The following is a 19,179-nucleotide window of genomic DNA, read 5'->3' on the forward strand; positions in this document are numbered from 1 at the left end:
AATTTTTTAAAAAGTAACATTCAAACCAAAAGTAACAGTAGTTGGTCTAGGATAAGCAACATAATCAATACCAGCAGTTGGTAAGTTGTTCAATAACCCGGCAGCTGCAGGTGAAGAGCTTATTTCAGGATCTAGTCCGGAGTAATCGGTAATCAACCAAAGATTTTGACCTGTTAACGATAATCTCATAGTTTTGAACAAACCTTCACCACTAAGATTCACATTATAGCCTATGGTTGCGTTTTGCAAACGGATAAAATCACCTTTTTCAAGAAAACGAGTAGAAACAGATGCAGCTGCATTGCCTGCCTCACCACTATTAAGCACGTCTTGTGTGACGTTTCTTGCATTATTAATGGCTCCTGCCGTGAAAAGAGCGTTACGGGTGTTATTATACACCGAGAATCCAAATTGTCCTGTAAAGAAGGTGGAAAAATCCCAATTCTTGTAGGATAAGTTCGTTGAAAAACCACCGGTAACATCTGGTAAGGCATCTTCACCTACAAATACCTGTTGGTCACCAATAGGCTGGCCATTGGCATCAAAACCTTGGAAATCTCTTAGGAAATAAGAAAATAGAGGGCGACCGCCTTCTAGTCTTTGGGCAAAAGCTCCTGTGAGCCCTTGTCCAAAAATGGTACCTGCATTCACTTGGCCATCAAAATCCTCTAAATCATTTTCATTGTAAGCCACATTAAATGAAGCGCTCCAATTTAAATCTTCCGACCGTATAATATCATAGGCCAATGAAAATTCGACACCTTGGTTCAATAATACCGCATCTAAGTTTTGGAAAAAGAAGGGTTGTGGAGAAGGTTGTGCAGCTTCAATTCTGAATAAAAGATCTGTTGTTTCCCTTCTATACACATCCAAACTACCGGTTAATCTATCATTCCCAAATCCAAAGTCCACACCAACACCATAAGAAGTGGTTTCTTCCCACTTTAGATCATTATTAACAAATGCGACCGGGTTCAACCCTGGTATATTACCTATCTCACCAGCTTGATTGAATGTAGCGTCACCAAATCTTTCCCTTCTAACGAACTGACCAAATTCAAGACCATCCTGGTTACCGGTTATACCATAACTTAGCCTTAATTTTAAGGTTGATACGGCATCCCCTACAAAATCCTCTTCTGATAATTTCCAAGCGAAAGCTCCAGATGGGAATATACCATATCTATTATTAGGTCCAAATCTAGATGAACCATCGGCTCTTACGGTTGCCGTGAAAAGATATTTATTTTGAAGTGTGTAGTTGACCCTACCAAAAAATGATTGTAATTCGTCCGCATTGTCAAAAGTGTTGCCTATGATACCTCTTACCGATAGGGAACTCGGTATGGCCAATGATGTGGCACCGGTATCATCAAAACGATTGATGAAAATTTCTGACTGGTTGGTTCCTAACCCATACTGTTGGTAATCGCCTGAAATTAAATTTTCCACTGTATTGGCGCTATCCTCCAAATCGGTACCCATTTGATTTAGGTTCCTTGTACTGAAGCCAAAACCTGCAACATTTCTGCCATTTGTAGCGAATTCTTGGTAAGAAAACCCAATTAAAGCATCAAGGCTGGAATTTTCAAATTCTTTTTTATAGTTCAATGTAGCTTCTAACAAAGAATTTTCTAAATTAAGGTCATTAACAGCTCCTCTACCATTTTCTGGGGCACCATTGTTGAACCCGAGTATATCCCCTGATAACATACTCTTTCTTGTAGATTCCGAATTGTCATAACCTACGGTCACTTTTGCATTTAATTCTGGAGTTATGGCATAATCGGCCGATAAGTTGATGAGGGCCCTATTTGTATTTGTTATACTTTGGTATGAAGCAAGAAAGTTTGCAGGATTTAAATTACCTCCTTGTGGATTAAAGTTAGGGCTGCTCGGCCATGTAGGGTTGGCAGAATAGGCCGCTCCTAAAACGTCTCCTTGCGAACCTGCATTACCACTTAAGGGTGGTTGTTCATCGTTAACCCTGGAAATAGTACCTGTAAGGTTTATGTTGAGCTTATCATCCAAGAATCTATGGTTCCAGTTTACTCTTCCGGTAATACGCTCTAAGGAAGAATTTTCTATTACCCCAAATTGTTTTCCATAACCAAATGTTGCTCTGATATTGCCTTTACCATAATTCTGTGAATATGATAAATTCTGGTTTTGGGATGCAGCAGTTCTTGTGACAACATCTTGCCAGTCAGTATTTGCTCCAAAGTCTTGATCGGAGGCAATACCGCCAAATTGTTCAACAGCTGATAAGAATTGACCTCTATCCAACAAATCGTACCTCCTTGCTGGTCCGGCAACACTTAACGTTGTATTGAATTCAAATTTAGGACCACTACCTGCGCCCTTACCATTTTTGGTGGTAATTATGACAACGCCATTAGCACCTCTAGATCCATAAATCGCAGTTGCAGAGGCATCCTTTAATATACTCATACTTGCGATGTCGGATGGGTTCAAGAAATTCAACGGGTTTTGTGCTCCACTCGTTCCGAAGCCAACATCTTGACCTTCTGCGGAAGCTCCACCTCCAGGAAGTGGTATTCCATCAACGACAAATAGTGGATTATTGTTTGAACGTATCGAGTTCGCTCCCCTAATTCTAACGTCAATTCCCGCTCCGGGAGCACCACTGGATTGTGTGATTTGAACACCAGCGGTTTTACCTTGTATAAGTTCTTCTGGTGATGCAATGACACCAGAATTGAAATCCTCGGCATTAACGGATGCAACAGATCCTGTGGCATCCTTAACGGTAGTTGTACCGTAACCAATGATAACCACCTCGTCCAACGCCTGTGCGTCTTCTTGGAGTGTGGCATTGATCGTGGATTGCCCATTTACGGCAATCTCCTGGGTCTTGTAACCAATGTAACTGATTACCAAGGTAGCATCACTCCCTATGTTATTAAGGGTGTAATTACCATCAAAATCGGTTTGTGTACCATTGGTAGTACCTTTTACCAAAACACTGGCTCCTGGCAATGGACCGTTTGCATCCGAAACGGTTCCGGATACATCTTGCGATTGAGCCCAACCGAAACATAAAAATGCACCGGCTAGCATCAAGCTTTTTAGTAGCGTAATCTTCATAAAGAGTTAATTTTGAGTTTAGTTAATTTTAAATCTAAGGTTAAACATATGTAAAAAAAGTGTTAAATGCTTTTATGGTCTATCTTTAGGGTTCACGAAAACGGTTTCGTGTTAATAACTTTTAAAAATAGCAGACTCATAATCTTTTAGGTTTGAAATTATGTAATCTTTAAAAGAGAGGTTGTTTATTGTAAATATAGCAATATTGCACAAATATAACATTTTTTGAATAATGCATTTGAAATCGGTTTTTGTTAAAAATTGGCTTTTGGTTATGAAATTTTCGGATTTTGGCCAAAATTAATCTTCTTATGTTTTTTAGATTAAATTTACACGTTGGTATTTAATTAAGAATGCATCTAACATAATTAGGATTTGAGACAAAAAATCACATTAAAACATATTGCGCGAGAATTGGATGTCTCTATATCTACAGTTTCCAAGGCCTTAAAAAATAGTGAAGAGATCAGTAGGGATACTAAAGAGAAAATCCAGGCGTTCGCAAAACTGTACAATTACAAGCCCAATAATATTGCCATAAGCCTCAAAAATAAGCGCACCAAAAATATCGGCGTGATTATTCCGGAAATCGTACATCATTTTTTTACCACAGTATTCAGGGGTATCGAAAAATATGCCAATAAACAGGGATACAATGTGGTGGTCTGCATCTCGGACGAGTCATTTGATAAAGAAGTTATCAATATGGAGATGTTGGCCAATGGTAGTATAGACGGTTTCATTATGTCGCTTTCTGCCGAAACCCAATTAAAGAACGATTACAACCATTTAAAGGAAGTTACAGAACAAGGTATACCCTTGGTTCTTTTTGATCGTGTAACGAACGAAATACAGTGTGACAAAGTCGTTATAAACGACAGGGAAGGCGCATACCTAGCGGTACAAAAGCTTTTGAAAAGTGGGAGAAGAAAAATAGCCTTGGTTACTACAGAGGATTATTTTAGTGTAAGTAGGGAGCGTACTCAAGGATATCTTTCCGCTCTACGTGATAACGGTATAGCGATTGATGGGAATCTGATACTAAAATTGCCCTACATGGATGTACAAGAAGAAGATATTGATAGTTTCTTTGATGGCAATGAAGTTGATGCCGTTTTATGCGTGAACGAAATTTTTGCCATTCACTGCATGCGTTTGGTCCAGAAAAAAGGTTTGCGAATACCAGAGGACATTTCCTTTATCGGTTTCACCGACGGCATTTTGTCAAAGTACGCTACCCCAAGGCTTACCTCGGTCGCTCAACACGGTGAGGAAATGGGACAGATTGCGGCGAAAATGTTGATCGAGAAAGTGGAAAGTGAAGAAGAAGTCGAAGTTTATAGGACTGAAATTATAGAATCTACCCTAATTGAAAGAGAATCTACCATTAATTAACCACCCAATTAAAATTTGATGAATACAAGCGGATTTATATTCGACCTGGATGGAGTTATAGTCGACACGGCCAAATACCATTATTTGGCATGGAAAAAACTGGCCAATGAGCTTGGTTTTGAATTTACCCATGAACAGAACGAACTTTTTAAGGGAGTAAGCAGAAAAAAATGTTTGGAAATCCTTTTGGACATAGGAGGCATAAATGCGACCCAAGAACAGTTTGATGTATGGATGGTCGAGAAAAATGAAGATTATTTGCGATATATCGAAGAAATGGATGCATCTGAAATTCTTCCGGATGTTCCCAAGGTACTTCAGTTTTTAAAAGAGCATAATGTCCCCGTTGCGTTGGGTTCGGCCAGTAAGAATGCTCGCCCCATTTTGGAGAAAGTGGGTCTTCTGCATTATTTTGATAGTATTGTTGATGGCAATAATGTAACCAAGGCGAAACCGGACCCCGAAGTTTTTTTATTGGCTGCGGAAAAATTGAATGTACTTCCTAAAAATTGTATCGTTTTTGAAGATGCCGTAGCGGGTATCCAAGCTGCCAATATCGCAAACATGGTCAGTATTGGTATCGGTGACGAAAATGTGCTTTCCGAAGCGGATTTTAATTTTAATGATTTTACGGAAATCAATTTGGGGTTTATCCAAGAACTGGCAAAATTAAATGGGGAGGATGTTGAATAAATGATCAATTATTGTGTGATTAGATTGATTTACCATATCACAACTTACATGCGACATTCCAAAAAATAACAACATAATACATGAATCAAGATTATATAAAACCGAATGAATGGTCCATCATTGAAGAAGGGTTTGATGCTGAAAGGGTGAAATCCTCCGAAAGCCTTTTTAGTATTGGAAACGGCGCCATGGGGCAACGCGCTAATTTTGAGGAGAAATATACCGGTAAAACCTTTCAGGGAAGTTATATCGCAGGGGTTTATTATCCGGACAAAACCCGTGTAGGATGGTGGAAAAACGGATACCCCGAATACTTTGCCAAAGTTCTGAACGCTCCAAATTGGATAGGCATCAATGTGATGATAAACAATGAGCAGCTAGATCTGCATACGTGTAAAAAAGTCGAAGATTTTCGTCGTGAGCTCAATATGAAAGAAGGTTGGTATAAGCGTAGTTTTGTGGCCACGCTCGCCAACGATTGTAAAGTAGATGTCAAAATCAAACGTTTTTTAAGCTTGGATTTGGACGAGGTCGGAGCGATAAAATATCAAGTGACTCCATTGGAATCTGATGTTGAAGTGGTGTTCATGCCTTATTTGGATAGTGGCATTACCAATGAAGACAGCAATTGGGACGATACTTTTTGGAACACCACAAAGATAAGGTTGGAAGAAAACCAGGCCTTTATCGAAGCCCATACCATGAAGACAAATTTTGCCACCTGTACCTTTATGCAATCTTCGGTTTGGATCAATGGCAAGAACGTCGATAAAAAGGGCCCATCAAAAAAACAAAGCGAATCTTTCGCAGGTCATATTTTTATCAATAAAGTTGAAAAGGGCACCACAATAGAGCTCCATAAATTTGGAGGCTATACGGTCTCTATGAACCATAAGCCGTCCCATTTGGTGTCGGCTGCTAAAAAAGTTTTGGAACAAGCTACCGATATAGGCTTCGACAAACTTTTGGAAAAACAAAAACTTGCATGGGCCGCTATTTGGAAAATGAGCGACATTACCATTCAAGGTGACGTAAAAGCGCAACAAGGTATTCGTTTCAATATTTTTCAATTGAACCAAACCTATTTGGGTAAGGATTCTAGGTTAAATATAGGGCCCAAAGGGTTTACGGGAGAAAAGTATGGTGGCAGTACCTATTGGGATACCGAGGCCTATTGTATTCCATTTTATATGGCGACAAAAAACCAAAAAGTAGCGAGGAGTTTATTGGAGTATCGGTACAATCATCTAGAAAAGGCCATAGAGAATGCCCAAAAACTAGGATTTTCCCATGGTGCGGCATTATACCCCATGGTAACCATGAACGGGGAAGAGTGTCACAACGAATGGGAAATCACATTTGAGGAAATTCACCGTAACGGGGCCATTGCTTTTGCAATCTACAACTACTATCGTTTTACGGGTGATTATACCTACATTCCGGAAATGGGCCTAGAAGTGTTGATCGGTATAGCCAGGTTTTGGCATCAACGGGCCAATTTTTCCGAGGATAAGGCCAAATATGTAATCCTAGGGGTCACGGGACCCAATGAATATGAAAACAATGTCAATAACAATTGGTACACCAATTATTTGGCAAAATGGTGCATCAATTATACCATTGAGCAGTTGCAAAAAGTTAAAGAAGGGTATCCTGAGGATTTTGACCGTGTTATCGGCCTGACCAAGCTGACCGATACTGAAACTGCCAAATGGAAAAAAGTCGCGGACAACATGTATTTTCCTTTTTCCGAAAAATACGGTGTATATCTTCAACAAGACGGTTTTTTAGATAAAGAACTCATTACCGTGGAACATTTGGATAAAGCTGAACGACCCATCAACCAAAAATGGAGTTGGGACAGGATTTTGCGGTCGCCCTACATAAAACAGGCAGATATTCTTCAGGGGTTTTATCTGTTCGAAGATCATTTTGGTGAAGAGCAATTGGAAAAACATTTTGATTTTTATGAACCCTTTACGGTTCACGAGTCTTCACTGTCACCATGCGTACATAGTATTCAAGCCGCAAAATTGGATAGGATGGAACAGGCTTATCAATTCTATTTGCGTACATCACGTTTAGATCTTGACGATTATAACAAAGAAGTTGAGGAAGGGCTGCATATTACATCAATGGCAGGAACCTGGATGAGCGTTGTTGAAGGTTTTGGCGGAATGCGTGTCATAGATGATAAGCTTTCCTTTACGCCAAGGATTCCAAAACAATGGGAAGGCTATTCGTTCAAAGTGAATTTCAGGGGAAGAATCCTAAACGTGAAAATCACAAATACGACGACGGACTTTGAGCTGCAGGGCAATGAAGAAATGTCCATTAGGGTAAACGGGGAACGTGTTGCGCTACAACCCGGAAAAGTCACTACCGTATAATGTGTAATTTTTTAAAATGTATCTGTACAATCTTCCTGTTGGGTCTTTTAGCATGCAAAACGGACGATAAATCAATAAAAGTGAATGAAACGATAGAGTTCAAAGAAAAAAAACAGGTTGTATATCAAGTTTTTACCCGACTTTTTGGGAATATGAACACCACCAACAAGCCATGGGGTACAATTGAAGAAAATGGTGTTGGTAAATTCAATGATTTCACGAACAAGGCCCTAACCGAAATCAAGGATCTTGGGGTTACCTACATATGGTATACCGGTGTGCCTCATCATGATGTGATTACGGATTATTCGCAATACGGAATTTCGCAGGACGACCCCGATATCGTAAAGGGCAGGGCAGGTTCGCCATATGCGGTCAAGGATTACTACAATGTAAATCCCGATTTGGCAGAAAACCCTTCTGAGCGTTTACAAGAGTTCAAGGCACTTGTTGAACGTACCCACAATGCAGGACTGAAACTTTTGATAGATATTGTGCCCAATCATGTTGCCCGTAATTATGAGGGCAAATCTACACCTAAAGGGTTTGAGCCTTTTGGGGCTTCGGACGATACCACGAAAGAGTATAGTCGAGATAATGACTTTTACTATATTCCCGATGCTAGCTTTAATGTGCCCCAATGGCAAGACGGCTATTTGCCTTTGGGAGGGGAGTATCATGAAATGGCCGATGGTAGATTTACAGAGGTGCCCGCCAAATGGACCGGAAATGGCTCTAGATTGGCACAACCCAACATGAACGATTGGTATGAGACCGTAAAAATAAATTATGGTGTGCGCCCGGATGGCTCTTATGATTTTGATAGGCTTCCCGATAATTTTGATAATGAGGATTATGAAGAACATTATCAATTTTGGTCTGGGAAAAATGTGCCGAATTCTTGGGTAAAGTTCAAAGATATAGCATTGTTTTGGTTAGAGATGGGAGTTGACGGTTTTCGATTTGATATGGCAGAAATGGTGCCTGTTGAATTTTGGAGCTATATGAATTCGCACATCAAAATGAAAAGCCCCAATGCTTTTTTACTTGCCGAAGTATATAATCCATATTTGTATAGAGACTACATCCATAAAGGAAAAATGGACTATCTATACGATAAGGTTGAAATGTACGACTCCTTAAAACATATCATGCAAGGTCACGGTTGGACGGATCATATCCCGGTTGTTAAAAATGGCACAAAAGACATCGAGCATCATTTGCTTCATTTTCTGGAAAACCATGACGAGCAACGTATTGCAAGCCCTGCTTTTGTAGGTGATGCCCAAAAAGGAAAGCCTGCCATGGTGGTCTCGGCTACGATGACCACGTCACCGACTATGATTTATTTTGGACAGGAAGTAGGGGAGCCCGGAGCCGAGGATGCCGGATTTGGAAAACCTACCAGGACTTCGATTTTTGATTATATAGGTGTGCCACATCATCAAAGATGGGTGAACAACAAACAATTTGATGGTGGCCAACTATCAAAAGAAGAGGGTGAACTACGGGATTTTTATAAACGGTTGCTGAACTTTACCATCAAAAGCGATGCTTTGATGGGCGAATATCAAGATATTCATTACTTTAATAAGGAAAATTCGGATAATTATAACCACAGGGTATTTTCTTATGTGCGCTCGTCAGAAAATGAAAAATTGATAATCGTGTCAAATTTTGATGCAGGGGTCGTACACCAATTTCAACTAAAAATCCCTCATGAGGTTATTGAAAAATGGAATCTTGACAATCAAGAATATAAAATTACCGATGTTTTGTATGGCAGTGAGAATATAATGAAAGTCGAAAACGGTGTTGGAGAAATAGGCGTTCAATTAAAATCGTTGGAATCTTATATTTTTAAAATAGTTGATTAAAATAGCCCCTTGAAAAATTTTCGTGCACGCAAATCTTCAAGGGGCCCGCATCTATTTGACCTTATCGTAAATCAAACCTACCAATGCTCCCATAATGGCATAAAAAATAACGTATACACCACCATTTGCTATGGTTCCCGTCATATCCAAAAAATTGGAAGTTGCGTAGTTAATGATGCCATTTCCAAAGCCAACAAAGATGCCTATCCAAATACCATAGCCCAAACCATCTGAAATACCATAAGAACTGGCGCCCCATTTTTTGAATACTGTTGAAAATGCAAATGCCTGCACCAGACAGCCTAAGGCCAAAAAAGCAAAATCAGGCATTTCTTTGTCCATTCCGGTAGCGGAACCCAAATGGTCGTTCATAAAATCAACGGTTAAAATACCCCATAAAAGATAACCTCCCATAAGGGACCAGATAGCCGCTACAATCGTAGAAATTAGATTTGTTTTTGTAAACATAATGTTTGTTTTTATTGGTTGTTGTATGCTAAATGTAAATAAAAAGAGGGTAGGGTAACGAATTTTAACATTCATATCTATCTGATATTATGGTAATTAAATATTTTTCTGACATTGTTTGATGTATTTGACAATCATTTATATTCGTGGTTGTAGAAGCAGTTGTATCTTTATTGAATTACTTTTTTAATGTGATTATTATGCGTTTTATTGGAACTATTTTTTTTACATTTCTCATGGTAAGCTGTAATGATATGAATAAACCTTTAGTGATAGGTCACAGAGGTGCCATGGGCCACGAGACCGAAAACTCCTTGGCATCGGTACAAAAAGCATTGGATTTGGGAGTGGATATGATCGAGATCGATGTCTTCAAAATCGACAGTGGGGAGATCATGGTTTTTCATGATGCCAAAGTGGATAGGTTGACCAATGGCGGGGGAAACATTGAGGAATACAATTTTTTTGACCTTTCCCAGCTTCAATTGGATGGTGGCCATAAAATACCCACATTACAGGACGTTCTAAAATTGATAGATAATAAGGTTGTCTTGAATATCGAGCTGAAAGGGGCCAACACAGCCGAAACGGTAAACCATATCATAAACTATTACATAAAAGAAAAAGACTGGTCTTTGAACAATTTTTTGATATCCAGTTTTAATTGGGACGAGTTAAAACAGATGCGAAGCTTAAACAAAGCGGTACCTATAGCCGTTCTTACCGAAGAAGAACCGGTCGATGCCATTGCCATTGCCAAAGAGTTGAATGCCGAGGCTATAAATCCAAACTTTAAAAACCTAAATCGTGACAATACCATCAAAATAAAGGAAGTTGGCCTTAAAATATACCCTTGGACGGTCAACGAACCACAAGATATTTTAAAGATGAAGCGTTTAGGGGTAAATGGCATTATAACCAATTATCCGGAACGCATAAAGTAATGTGGGACGTAATCGTTATAGGTGGCGGTGCTGCCGGGTTTTATACGGCCATACACATTGCCGAAGCTAGACCAGATCTCAAAATAGCTATTTTGGAAAGGGGCAAGGAGGTCTTGGGCAAGGTAAAAGTATCGGGAGGTGGTCGTTGTAATGTTACCCATGCCGAGTTTGACCCTAACGAATTGGTTAAGAACTACCCAAGGGGCGAGAAAGAGCTTTTAGGCCCCTTTCATTCGTATGCCAGTGGCGATACGGTCGCTTTCTTCGAGAAAAAAGGCATTCCGCTAAAAATAGAGGAGGATGGGCGTATGTTTCCGGTTTCCAACTCTTCCCAAACAATAATAGATTGTTTTTTGAACGAAACGGAACGCTTGGGCGTTCAAATCCTTAGGCACAGCACGGTGACCCAAATAGAAAAGCTAAAAGATAATTCTTGGCGGGTAACCTCGATCAAGGGTGAATACCTTGCAAAAAAAATAGTGATCGCTACGGGCAGCAATCCTAAAATTTGGAAATTGATAAAAAAACTGGGTCATACCTTAGAACCGGCAGTGCCTTCTTTGTTTACTTTTAATATAAAGGATAAACGCATAAACGGTATTCCAGGGTTGAGTACGAATGCGACCGTAGATGTTTTGGAGCGACAGCTATTTAATCCAAAAATCACGATAAAGCTCAAAAGCCAAAAAGAGAAACCACCTGTTTTGACTTCCGAAGGGCCTTTGTTGATAACCCATTGGGGCATGAGCGGTCCGGCGATACTCAAATTATCGGCATGGGGGGCGAAAACATTGCATGAGATGGCATATAAATTTAAGATAAGGGTGAATTGGTTACCCGATTACAATTCTGGAGCCGTACTTTCGTTTTTGATGGAAATCAAAGCGGTCGAGGCAAAAAAGACCATACTACGTACAAAAGCCTTTGATATACCAAGAAGGTTATGGACAAATTTGGTGCGTGCGTCCCATATACCCAAAGATTTAAAATGGGCAGATTGCGCCAAGGTTCAATTGGAAAATTTGGCAGGACAGTTAACGGCATGTGAATTTCAAGTAGACGGTAAAAGCACCTTCAAGGAAGAATTTGTAACGGCAGGTGGCGTTAATTTGAAAGAAATCAATTTTAAGACCTTTGAAAGTAAAAAGCATGAAGGCCTGTATTTTGCCGGCGAAGTGATCAATATAGATGCGATAACGGGTGGCTTTAACTTTCAAAATGCATGGACGGGTGGTTACATGGTGGCAAAAGCCATAACAAAAACATAATCATGCAGACCTACATCGCCCTATTGCGGGGAATAAACGTAAGTGGCCAAAAAAAGGTCATGATGACCGATTTGCTTGAGCTAATGCAAAAATCTGGTTTTAAAGCGGTTCAAACATATATTCAAAGCGGGAATATTATTTTTAAGAGTGATGGGAACGATACTGGCCAAATTCAAACCCAAATATCAAAAAACATAGCGAAAAAATTTGGTTTTCAAGTTCCGGTATTGGTCATCGCCATGTTGGACTTCAAAGAAATCGTTGCTAAAAACCCTTTTGACCATCCTAATGACCTCAAAGCGAACTCAATTTATTTTGTATTGCTGAAAAATGTGCCAAACCAAGATTTGATGAAGAGCTTAAATCAAGAATCTTACCCTAACGAGGAATTTAGAATTACCCCAAAGAGTATCTATTTAAAGTGCAAAAAGGGATATGGAAATTCAAAATGCGACAATAATTTCTTTGAACGAAAATTAAAAGTGCAAGCTACTACAAGAAATTATAGGACAATGATGAAGTTGATGCAATTATCGCAAAAATGATTTTTGACAATCAGTTCAACTCCCAGATCTTGTAATTCAACACCGTTGCAAAAAGCACCCAAAACAAATAAGGCAACAGTAAATAAGCGGCAAGCCTATCGATTACCCTAAACCAGCGAATGGTCAATAAAATCAATAGCAATAAGACCAAAATGATGAAAAGTGCCCATAGGGGATTCCTTAAGCCAAAGAAGGCAATGCTCCAAGTGGCATTGAACAGTAATTGCAACCCAAAAAAGTACAATGCGGTCTTTACCCATTTGTGGTAAAAACCTTTGGCCCATACCAAACCGGCAGAAACCCCCATCAAAATATACAATACGGTCCAAACGGGGGCAAAAAGCCAATTTGGGGGGTTAAAACTTGGTTTTTTTAATGTAAGGAACCAGGTATCGACTGAAGTTTGGGTCACAATACTGGATAAAAACCCGATAATGAGGCAAACGATAACCGATATCGCAATGTAAATAATCTTCTTTTTCAATTGTATTGGCGTGTTTAGCCCTAAAATAACAATTAATTTAATTGTCCGCTACTCCAAAACCGCTTAAAAACTATCTTTGTGAAAATTCGATTTTTAAATGACCGAAAAAGATTTTATCCCTTCTCCTTACCATATTACAGTCGCAGGTGGGAAAGTCACCTATAAATCTCCCAGTAATATCGCATTGGTAAAATATTGGGGAAAAAAGGAGAATCAAATACCGGCAAATCCATCCATAAGTTTCACATTGGATGCCTGTGCCACCACAACAACGATAAGTTTTATAAAATTATCCTCGGTTGCCAATGAATTTCAGTTCGATTTATATTTTGAAGGAAAACCTAAGGAAGATTTCAACCCCAAGATCAGGACTTTCTTTAAAAGAATAGTGCCCTACATGCCATTTTTAACGGCGTATCATTTTACAATAGAAACGTCCAATTCCTTTCCGCATAGCAGTGGCATTGCCTCATCTGCCAGCGGAATGTCGGCTTTGGCACTCTGTCTTATGGAAATAGAAAAACAATTGAACCCGAAAATCGAAACAGATTACTATTATAAAAAAGCATCTTTTTTGGCACGTTTGGGTTCAGGCAGTGCCAGTAGAAGTATTGAGGGTGACATAGTACAGTGGGGCGAGCATGAAAAAACAAAAGGCAGTTCCGACTTGTACGGCATAAAATACCCGTATCATGTACATGACATTTTTAAGAAATACCATGATACCATTTTATTGGTTGACAAGGGTGAAAAACAAGTCAGCAGTACCGTTGGCCACAATTTAATGCATGGGCACCCTTTTGCGGGGCAAAGGTTTGCCCAAGCCCATGAAAACCTTACAAAACTACAATCGGTTTTGGCCAACGGTGATTTGGATGCATTTATTAAAATAGTGGAAAGCGAAGCTTTGACCTTGCATGCCATGATGATGACCAGCCAACCCTATTTTATTTTAATGAAACCCCAAACGTTGGAAATCATCAATAGAATATGGGCGTTTCGGAAAAAATCGGGAACGCATGTTTGTTTTACCTTGGATGCTGGGGCTAACGTTCATGTGCTCTATCCGGAAATCGAAAAAGATGAGGTGCATCAATTTATTAAAAATGAGTTGGTCACCTATTGTCAAAATGGGCAATATATTCATGACCGAATCGGTTTTGGAGCAAAGAAAATGATTTGAGTGCATATATTTTCCGTATCTGTTTAACGTTTTGATTAAAAGGATTAAACTTTTAATATATAGTTATGTATATTTAGTAAAGTATATTTTAATTTTGCATTGGTTTAAAAAATAACACGTAAATGAAAGGACCTTTATTCTACTCTAAAATCCTCCTCTTTGGGGAATATGGAATCATAAAAGATTCCAAGGGACTTTCTATTCCTTATAATTTTTTTAAAGGTGCATTGAAAACTGGGCAAAACTTATCGGAAAGTGCCCAAAAATCCAATAAAAGTTTAAAGGGTTTTGTAGAATACCTGAAGAACCTTTCCAAGGAAGAGCCAAATTTGGTTTCTTTTGATTTGGAGGCATTGCATCAAGATGTTGCACAGGGAATGTATTTTGACAGTTCTATTCCCCAAGGCTATGGCGTAGGGAGTAGTGGTGCCTTGGTTGCCGCTATCTATGATAAATATGCCGAGGATAAAATCACGGTATTGGAAAATCTTACCCGTGAAAAACTTTTGACCCTAAAAGGTATTTTTGGTAAGATGGAATCCTTTTTTCACGGCAAATCTTCTGGGTTAGATCCATTGAACAGTTATTTGAGCCTACCTATTTTGATTAACTCGCATGATAATATAGAATCTACCAGTATCCCTTCCCAAAATTCGAAGGGCAAGGGCGCGGTATTTTTGTTGGACAGTGGCTCAACGGGAGAAACCGCACCAATGGTGCAGATTTTCATGGAACAGATGAAGAATGAGGGTTTCCGTAAAATGCTTAAAAATCAATTTATAAAACATACCGATGCTTGTGTCGAAGATTTCGTGAACGGTAATGTAAAATCCCTATTTGGCAATCTCAAGCAACTTTCCCATGTGGTCTTAGACAATTTTAAGCCCATGATTCCCGCTAAATTCCATCAACTTTGGAAACAAGGTATCGATACCAATGACTATTATTTAAAACTTTGTGGCTCAGGTGGTGGTGGTTATATTCTTGGTTTCACCGAGGATATAGACAAAGCACGAACTGCGCTAAAGGACTACAATTTAGAAGTGGTGTACAACTTCTAAAAATCCAAAAATGCTTTCTAGAAAAAATAAACTCTTGCTTTTAAAGGTATTGAGTCTGTTTTCTGTTGTTCGGGGCTATAATGTTTTCATGATTGCATTGGCGCAGTATTTGGCATCTATATATATTCTCGCGCCGGCCCTACCCCTACGAAAGGTCATTTTTGACATCAACCTCTTTATCATCGTGGTGGCATCAACATTGGTCATAGCCGCAGGGTATATTATCAATAATTTTTACGATGCCGAGAAAGATCTTATAAACAAACCCAGAAAAAGTATGTTGGATCGCTTAGTAAGTCAGCGCTTTAAACTCACCACCTATTTCGTGCTTAATTTTTTGGCGGTCTTTGCGGCAAGCTATGTCTCATTTAGGGCGGTTTTTTTCTTTTCGGCCTACATATTCGGTATATGGTTCTATTCACATAAATTAAAACGATTGCCCTTTATGGGTAATTTTGTTTCGGCCACATTGGCCATAACGCCTTTTTTTGCAGTATTCGTCTACTACAAAAACTTTGAGACGGTCATATTCGTTCACGCTTTATTTTTGTTTTTATTGATATTGGCCCGTGAGATGATAAAGGATCTCGAGAATATTTCCGGGGACATGGCACAGAACTACAAAACCATTCCCATTATATATGGTGTTTTCGTTTCAAAGCTATGCATAGCCTTATTGATTTTATTGACACTTATCCCATCTTTGCTATTGATCTTAAAGTTTGATGTTGGCCTTATGTACCATTACTTTACGGGATGTATTATTTTATTGATGCTCTTTTTGTTATTATTGGCCAAATCATCGACTAAAAAGCATTACGTATGGTTGCATAACATTCTTAAATTAATAATCGTTGTCGGCGTTTTCAGTATTTTACTGATCAACGTTGACTTGGTTTTAAATCGAATTTTATAATGGATAATCTTTTGAAAGTAGCATTGGCGCAAATATCGCCCGTTTGGTTGAATAAAAAAGCAACTTTACAAAAAATAGAAACAACTGTTCAAGAGGCTGGTAAGGAGAATGCAGAACTCATAGTTTTTGGGGAAGCTCTGCTGCCGGGATATCCGTTTTGGTTGTCGCTGACCGATGGTGCCAAATGGGATTTGAATATCAATAAGGAAATACACGCACACTATGTTCGCAATGCTGTTCAAATCGAAGCTGGGGAATTAGATGCCGTATGCCAATTGGCAAAGGAAAACAATATCGCCATGTATCTGGGGATTATGGAGCGAGCAAAAGATAGGGGCGGCCATAGTATTTATGCTTCTTTGGTATATATTGACCAAGTTGGGGAAATAAAATCCGTACATCGAAAATTACAGCCTACCTATGACGAACGGTTGACCTGGGCACCGGGAGACGGCAACGGTCTACAAGTACATCCCCTAAAACAGTTCACGGTCGGTGGACTCAATTGCTGGGAAAATTGGATGCCCTTGCCAAGGGCAGCACTATACGGTCAAGGCGAGAATTTACATGTTGCCGTATGGCCCGGTAGCGACCATAACACGAAAGATATTACCCGGTTTATCTCCAGGGAATCCCGCAGTTTTGTGATTTCTGTTTCCTCTTTGATGAAAAAATCGGATTTTCCGAAAGACACGCCCCATCTAGATGCCGTTTTAAAAGAATCGCCAGAGGTCTTGGCAAACGGTGGTTCTTGCATTGCTGGTCCAAATGGCGAATGGATTGTAGCGCCCGTACTTTATAAAGAAGGTTTAATTTATGAAACTTTGGATTTTGACCGGGTATATGAAGAACGACAGAATTTTGATGCCGTTGGGCACTATTCACGCCCAGATGTGACAAAACTATATGTGAATAGGGAAAGACAATCAACGGTCGAGTTTAAGGAGTGATTTAGTTTCACTTTCCTGCAGGTGCAGGAATCCATTTTCCTACCTTTGCAAAAAATTAAGATATGGGTAGGTCAGATTCAGGAAACGGTAATAAAAAGTCTGGAAGACAGGGCGGTAATTTTAGGAAGAAAAGTTACGCCAGAGGCAATGCGCCCATTAAAAAAAACACAGAGCCCCAAAAACCTTCCGACCCTAATGTCATACGCCTAAATAGGTATGTTGCCAATTCGGGTGTGTGTTCCCGAAGAGAAGCTGATATTTATATTGCGGCCGGTAACGTTACCGTAAACGGTAAACCGATAACCGAAATGGGCTATAAAGTAAAACTTACCGATGACGTTCGTTTTGATGGTCGCAGGTTGAACCCTGTAAAAAAGGAGTACGTTGTATTGAACAAACCTAAAGATTTTGTCACCACTACCAGGGACGAACGAGGCAGAAGAACCGTTATGGGCCTTATCTCCAACGCTTCCAAATCCGAACTGGTACCCGTAGACAAATTGGATAAGGATACCACGGGTCTACTCTTGTTTACCAATGATGGCGAACTCTCCCAGCGTTTGAAGAGCCCTAAAAACGGACTAAGGAAAATATATCATATTGAGTTGAGCAAGCCCTTGCGTAGCGCAGACTTAAAAAAAATACAGGAAGGTATAGCGGTAGATGAAAAAGTAGTGCGTGTACAAGAAATAAGCTTTGTGGACAATGCCCCAAAAAATCAAGTGGGTATGGAGATTTTCAGTTCTAGAAACAATATCGTAAAACGAATTTTTGAAGAACTGGAATATGAAATCGTAAAACTGGATCGTGTTATTTATGCTGGCCTTACCAAAAAAGATTTGCCCCGTGGCCATTGGCGGTATTTGACCGAGCAGGAGGTCATTAATCTAGGTATGATAAAATAATATAATATAATTTACTTTTTAGGAATACCAATGAACTTGAAAATTCAGATGTTCTCTAATCCAAGGCATACCCATCACCGAATTTATAGCTGAGCACCAAACCATGTATATTTCCTAAAGGACTATCTTTTAAGGCGAGGTTGTATTGATATATAAAACGAAGGTTGTTGAACAAATATATGCCCGCCAAAAGGTTTACCGAAGAGCTGGTACGGTATCCCGTTCCCAGTTCAAACTTGTTCCTGAAACTAAAGGATAGATTTATATCGGCCTGCAAAGGTGCGCCGTTCTCATACTTAAGTAGCAGGTTCGGCTTGATCATGATATCTTGAAAACGATTGTTGAAAAACCGATAACCAAAATAACCATAGATAGGATTCCTCAGGTTAAGATCTTGTTCCGATGCCAACCTGTCCCCCAATACGTTCGGGGCCGATACACCAACATAAAACCGCGAATGGTTGAACAGAAAGCCAAGGCCTACGGTGGGTATGGTGGCACTTATATTTTCACTGAATCGTGGATCATCGGTTATACCAAGGTCGAGCAAATTATCTTGATACAGTTGTACACCGGCAGTAATCCCAAAGGAAAGTACTCCAGGGCTATATATTTGCCAGTACGGTCTGTCGTCCTTAAAATCAAAAAATATTTTATAGGAATATGCCCCGAACACGCTAGTAGATTTTGTTACACCTATTTCATCGGATATTATACCTGCGCCAACACCTACTTTACCTCTGTTCAAAGGGCTGTTAAAACTAAATGCGAAACTCTTTGGGCTACCCTCTACGGTATTCAAGAACCCAGAATTGCTCAAAGTAGCCTCGGTATTCGGCATCAACCCGGCATAAGCTGAATTAATGATAAACGGATTGTAATTATATTCCGAGAACGCAGGGGTTTGTTGTGCCATGACCATACTGCCGTTCAAAAGGCACATAATGGCCAAGGCAACCAATGCCTTGGGACTGTTTTTTAAAATCATAGTA

At 39.5% G+C, this 19,179-nt stretch carries 16 protein-coding genes; 12 read left to right on the plus strand and 4 right to left on the minus strand.

The window, feature by feature from the left end; all coding sequences use genetic code 11:
• Positions 1 to 6 precede the first annotated feature (6 nt).
• Positions 7 to 3,108, minus strand: coding sequence for a SusC/RagA family TonB-linked outer membrane protein (locus HYG79_RS10400; protein WP_179242028.1), 3,102 nt, complete (start codon positions 3,106 to 3,108; stop codon positions 7 to 9).
• 375 nt (positions 3,109 to 3,483) lie between these two features.
• Between HYG79_RS10400 and HYG79_RS10405 the strand changes: the two genes are divergently transcribed.
• The 4 genes from HYG79_RS10405 (at position 3,484) to HYG79_RS10420 (ending at position 9,463) form a co-directional block, all read left to right on the plus strand.
• On the plus strand, positions 3,484 to 4,503 hold the full coding sequence (locus HYG79_RS10405; RefSeq protein ID WP_179242029.1) for a LacI family DNA-binding transcriptional regulator: 1,020 nt from the start codon (positions 3,484 to 3,486) through the stop codon (positions 4,501 to 4,503).
• An 18-nt stretch (positions 4,504 to 4,521) separates the two neighbouring features.
• Positions 4,522 to 5,196, plus strand: coding sequence for a beta-phosphoglucomutase (gene pgmB / locus HYG79_RS10410; RefSeq protein WP_179242030.1), 675 nt, complete (start codon positions 4,522 to 4,524; stop codon positions 5,194 to 5,196).
• An 80-nt stretch (positions 5,197 to 5,276) separates the two neighbouring features.
• A complete protein-coding gene (locus HYG79_RS10415) occupies positions 5,277 to 7,586 on the plus strand; it encodes a glycoside hydrolase family 65 protein (protein ID WP_179242031.1) in 2,310 nt (769 codons plus the stop codon).
• On the plus strand, positions 7,586 to 9,463 hold the full coding sequence (locus tag HYG79_RS10420; protein ID WP_179242032.1) for an alpha-amylase family glycosyl hydrolase: 1,878 nt from the start codon (positions 7,586 to 7,588) through the stop codon (positions 9,461 to 9,463). Before HYG79_RS10415 ends, HYG79_RS10420 begins: the two co-directional genes overlap by 1 nt.
• A gap of 51 nt (positions 9,464 to 9,514) precedes the next feature.
• Here the strand turns inward: HYG79_RS10420 and HYG79_RS10425 are convergent, their stop codons facing one another.
• On the minus strand, positions 9,515 to 9,931 hold the full coding sequence (locus HYG79_RS10425) for a hypothetical protein (protein WP_179242033.1): 417 nt from the start codon (positions 9,929 to 9,931) through the stop codon (positions 9,515 to 9,517).
• Between the two features lie 254 nt (positions 9,932 to 10,185).
• On the opposite strand from HYG79_RS10425, the gene HYG79_RS10430 reads away from it, so the two are divergent.
• From HYG79_RS10430 to HYG79_RS10440, 3 genes are read left to right on the plus strand one after another with little or no spacing between them, the layout of a single operon-like run.
• Positions 10,186 to 10,875 carry a glycerophosphodiester phosphodiesterase gene (locus tag HYG79_RS10430; protein WP_228027857.1) on the plus strand — a complete coding sequence of 230 codons (690 nt, stop codon included), beginning with the start codon at positions 10,186 to 10,188 and terminating at the stop codon, positions 10,873 to 10,875.
• Positions 10,875 to 12,143: a BaiN/RdsA family NAD(P)/FAD-dependent oxidoreductase gene (locus tag HYG79_RS10435; protein WP_179243539.1), complete on the plus strand. Its 1,269-nt coding sequence runs from the start codon at positions 10,875 to 10,877 to the stop codon at positions 12,141 to 12,143. Before HYG79_RS10430 ends, HYG79_RS10435 begins: the two co-directional genes overlap by 1 nt.
• Positions 12,144 to 12,145: 2 nt before the next feature.
• Positions 12,146 to 12,688 (plus strand): DUF1697 domain-containing protein, encoded by a 543-nt coding sequence (locus HYG79_RS10440; RefSeq protein ID WP_179242035.1) that lies wholly within the window; start codon positions 12,146 to 12,148, stop codon positions 12,686 to 12,688.
• A 10-nt stretch (positions 12,689 to 12,698) separates the two neighbouring features.
• Here HYG79_RS10440 and HYG79_RS10445 read toward each other — a convergent pair whose 3' ends face one another.
• Positions 12,699 to 13,172 (minus strand): TspO/MBR family protein, encoded by a 474-nt coding sequence (locus tag HYG79_RS10445; RefSeq protein WP_179242036.1) that lies wholly within the window; start codon positions 13,170 to 13,172, stop codon positions 12,699 to 12,701.
• Positions 13,173 to 13,269: 97 nt separating this feature from the next.
• Between HYG79_RS10445 and HYG79_RS10450 the strand changes: the two genes are divergently transcribed.
• From HYG79_RS10450 to HYG79_RS10470, 5 genes are all read left to right on the plus strand, one after another.
• Positions 13,270 to 14,355 (plus strand): diphosphomevalonate/mevalonate 3,5-bisphosphate decarboxylase family protein, encoded by a 1,086-nt coding sequence (locus HYG79_RS10450; RefSeq protein ID WP_179242037.1) that lies wholly within the window; start codon positions 13,270 to 13,272, stop codon positions 14,353 to 14,355.
• A 122-nt stretch (positions 14,356 to 14,477) separates the two neighbouring features.
• Positions 14,478 to 15,416, plus strand: coding sequence for a mevalonate kinase family protein (locus tag HYG79_RS10455; protein WP_179242038.1), 939 nt, complete (start codon positions 14,478 to 14,480; stop codon positions 15,414 to 15,416).
• A 10-nt stretch (positions 15,417 to 15,426) separates the two neighbouring features.
• Entirely contained in the window at positions 15,427 to 16,332 is a 906-nt protein-coding gene (locus HYG79_RS10460) for a geranylgeranylglycerol-phosphate geranylgeranyltransferase (RefSeq protein WP_179242039.1), read from the plus strand.
• Positions 16,332 to 17,282, plus strand: a complete 951-nt coding sequence (locus HYG79_RS10465; protein ID WP_179242040.1) for a carbon-nitrogen hydrolase family protein — start codon at positions 16,332 to 16,334, stop codon at positions 17,280 to 17,282. Before HYG79_RS10460 ends, HYG79_RS10465 begins: the two co-directional genes overlap by 1 nt.
• 62 nt (positions 17,283 to 17,344) lie before the next feature.
• On the plus strand, positions 17,345 to 18,187 hold the full coding sequence (locus tag HYG79_RS10470; protein ID WP_179242041.1) for a pseudouridine synthase: 843 nt from the start codon (positions 17,345 to 17,347) through the stop codon (positions 18,185 to 18,187).
• Positions 18,188 to 18,242: 55 nt separating this feature from the next.
• Here the strand turns inward: HYG79_RS10470 and HYG79_RS10475 are convergent, their stop codons facing one another.
• On the minus strand, positions 18,243 to 19,175 hold the full coding sequence (locus HYG79_RS10475; RefSeq protein ID WP_228027858.1) for a PorP/SprF family type IX secretion system membrane protein: 933 nt from the start codon (positions 19,173 to 19,175) through the stop codon (positions 18,243 to 18,245).
• Positions 19,176 to 19,179: the final 4 nt, after the last annotated feature.

This window comes from Costertonia aggregata (assembly GCF_013402795.1).
GTDB lineage: Bacteria > Bacteroidota > Bacteroidia > Flavobacteriales > Flavobacteriaceae > Costertonia > Costertonia aggregata.